At 77.0% G+C, this 2,819-nt stretch carries 2 protein-coding genes and 1 pseudogene; all 3 read left to right on the top strand.

Annotated elements, in window-relative coordinates:
• A partial coding sequence (locus ACWGIU_RS34660; protein WP_453712074.1) for an ADP-ribosylglycohydrolase family protein occupies positions 1 to 1,175 on the top strand: 1,175 nt, incomplete at its 5' end.
• Positions 1,176 to 1,182: 7 nt separating this feature from the next.
• Positions 1,183 to 2,328, top strand: a complete 1,146-nt coding sequence (locus ACWGIU_RS34665; protein WP_453712075.1) for an ADP-ribosylglycohydrolase family protein — start codon at positions 1,183 to 1,185, stop codon at positions 2,326 to 2,328.
• Positions 2,325 to 2,819, top strand: a pseudogene (locus tag ACWGIU_RS34670) (ADP-ribosylglycohydrolase family protein); the annotation flags it as partial. The gene ACWGIU_RS34665 and the pseudogene ACWGIU_RS34670, both read left to right, overlap by 4 nt.

Here is a 2,819-nt window from a genome sequence, read left to right on the forward strand (position 1 = left end):
GGGCCGCGGCCCGGGTCCGGACCCCGGAACATCCCGACGAGCTCCCCGGGGGGGTCCCGGCCCGTCCGATCGAGGGCCTCCTCCTCGGGCTCGCCGCAGGCGACGCGGCCGGCTGGCCCGCCGCCCGCCACCGCGCCAGCAGGATGCCCGAGTGGACCCGCCGCCTGACCCGCGAGCTCGACACCTTCGCCGAGCAGAACGCCACCACCACCCTCCCCGTCCCCATCGCCCTCAACCAGCCCCCCGAACCCCTGCGCCTCGGCCCCTCCGACGACGCCGAATGGGCCGCCTTCGTCGCCGAGTCCGTGCTCACCGCCGCCGGCGTCCTGCTCAGCGACCTCAGCAGGTCGAGGAGGATGCGCGCGGCCATCGACCTCGCGTGGAACGCCCTCGCCTCCGAGGTCGCCGCGGCGGCGGAACGCGCGCCCGAGGTCGAGTCCGCCGTCCTCCCCCTCCGCGCCCGGATCTCCGTCCGCGCAGGCCTCGGCAATCTCGCCGCCGGCCTGCGCCCGCCCGCGACCGGGCACGACAACCCGCACTACTTCGACGACGCCGCCTGCATCCGCGCCTGCGTCCTCGCCGTCGTGCATCCCGGCGACGCCCGCGCGGCGGCCGACCTCGCCGAGTTCGACGCCCGCTACACCCAGGACGGCGACGGGGTGCACGGCGCCCGCGCCATGGCCGCCGCCATCGCCACCGCCCTCACCGGCTCCGACGTCGACGCCGCCGTGGACGCCGCCCTCCAGCAGCTCCCCGAGGCCACCGAGATCGGCCGCAACGCCCGGCACGCCGTCCTCCTCGCCCGTACCCACAAGGGCGGCGGCGCCTTCGCCATCGTCCCCACCCTCGAACACGAGATCGTCGACCACGTCTACAGCTACGGGATCGCCGCCGCCGAGACCGTCCCCGTGGCCCTCGCCCTCGCCACCGCCGCCCGCGGCAGGATGACCGAGGCCGTCCCGGCCGCCGCCTGCCTGTCCCGTGTCGCCGACTCCGCCCCTGCCCTGGCCGGCGCCCTGACCGGCGTCCTCGGCGGCGGCGACTCGATCCCCGCCGCCTGGCGCGAGGCCTGCCGCACCCTCTCCGGCTGCGCGCTCCCCCGCCTCGCCGGCACCGACCTCGTGGAACTCGCCGCGCTCCTCGCGGCCACGGAACTCACCTCACCCAAGGGATGATTCGGACATGACGCTCACGTTGGAGGACCGGGCCCGCGGCGCTCTCGTCGGAGCCGCCGTCGGCGACGCGCTCGGCGGCCCGGTGGAGGGCTGGACCCCGGACCAGATCGTGGAACGGCACGGCGGGCGGGTGCACGGCATCGTCGGCCCCTGGCACGAGGACTGGCGTACGGCCCGCCCCATCGCGCCGTACCACAAGGGCGACGGGCACGTCACGGACGACACCCTGATGACGCACGCGCTGGTCCGGGTGTACGAGGCGGTGCGCGACCACCTCGACGCCTACGCGGTCGCCGAGCACCTGGTCCCGGACCTGATGACCAACCCGCGCTGGATCCCCGAACTCGAAGCCGAGGCCCTCCCGCTCCAGCGGATCTTCCTCGCCGAGAAGTGGATCGTGACCCGGCTGCACTACGCGCACGTCGACCCCCGCGAAGCCGGCAGCGGCAACATCGTCAACTGCGGCGCGGCGATGTACATGGCGCCGGCGGGCATCGCCAACGCGGGCAATCCGGCGGGCGCGTACGCGGAGGCGCTGGACATCGCCGGCGCCCACCAGTCCTCGTACGGACGGGAGGCGGCGGGCGTGTTCGCGGCGGCGGTGGCGGCCGCGTGCGTGCCGGGGGCGACGGCCGCCTCGGTGGTGGACACGGCCCTGTCCCTGGCCAAGGACGGCACGCGCGCCGCGATCGCCGCCGTCCGGGAAGCGGCGGTGCGTCACCGCGACTTCGAGTCGGCGCTGGCCCCGCTGCGGGCGGCGGTCGCCCCGTACGACTCGGTCGGCCCGGACTACCGCGCCCCTTCCCTGGACGCCCGCCGTCCGTCCCGCCTCCACGCGATCGAGGAACTTCCGATCGCACTGGGCATGCTGCTCGTCGCGGACGGACGGTACGAGACGGCCGTGCTCGGGGCGGTCAACTACGGCCGGGACTGCGACTCCATCGCCACCATGGCGGGGGCGATCGCCGGGGCCCTGGGCGGCGAGGCCGTGGTCCCGGCCGCCTGGGCCAAGCAGGTCGCCGAGGCCAGCCGCCTCGACCTGCACGCCCCGGCCGAGGCGCTGGCCGCGGTGGCCCGGGAGATCTTCGCGCTCGACCGTTCCCGCCGTCGGGCCCACGAGTCGGCCTTCACCGCGATCGCGGACCCCCGATGACCACCGTCCGGCTGACCTGGGCCCAGCCCGAGGACCTCGTCGGGCACGAGCTGCGCCAGGCCGCCGAGGACGGCCGCGACCCGGCCGCCGCCCTTCACGCCTGGCTCGCGGCGGGCGGCCGCCCCGCCCCCGAACGCGCCGGGGCCTCCCTCACCCCGGCCCCACCGGAACTGCGCGCGCTGGCCTCCCGCCTCCTCGACGACCTGGCGGCACTCCCACCCCGCTCGGCAGCCGACGAACCCCGGTCCTGGCCGGACATCACCACGGCCTGCCGGACCGGCCCGGAACCGGGCGAACCACCGGCCGGCGCCGCCGTCCGGGCCGGCGGGACGGGACGGAATCCGCAGCCGGCCGTCCCGCCTCACGCGGCGCAGTCTCCGCCCGCAGGGCGCCATCCCGGTCCTCCCGCCGAACGCCCCGACCGGGCGGCACAGCCGGGCGAAGGCCGAGAGCCGGGCCCGCCCCGCGCACCGCGGTCGGACGGCAGCGGC

Source organism: Streptomyces sp. NPDC054840, from assembly GCF_053611065.1.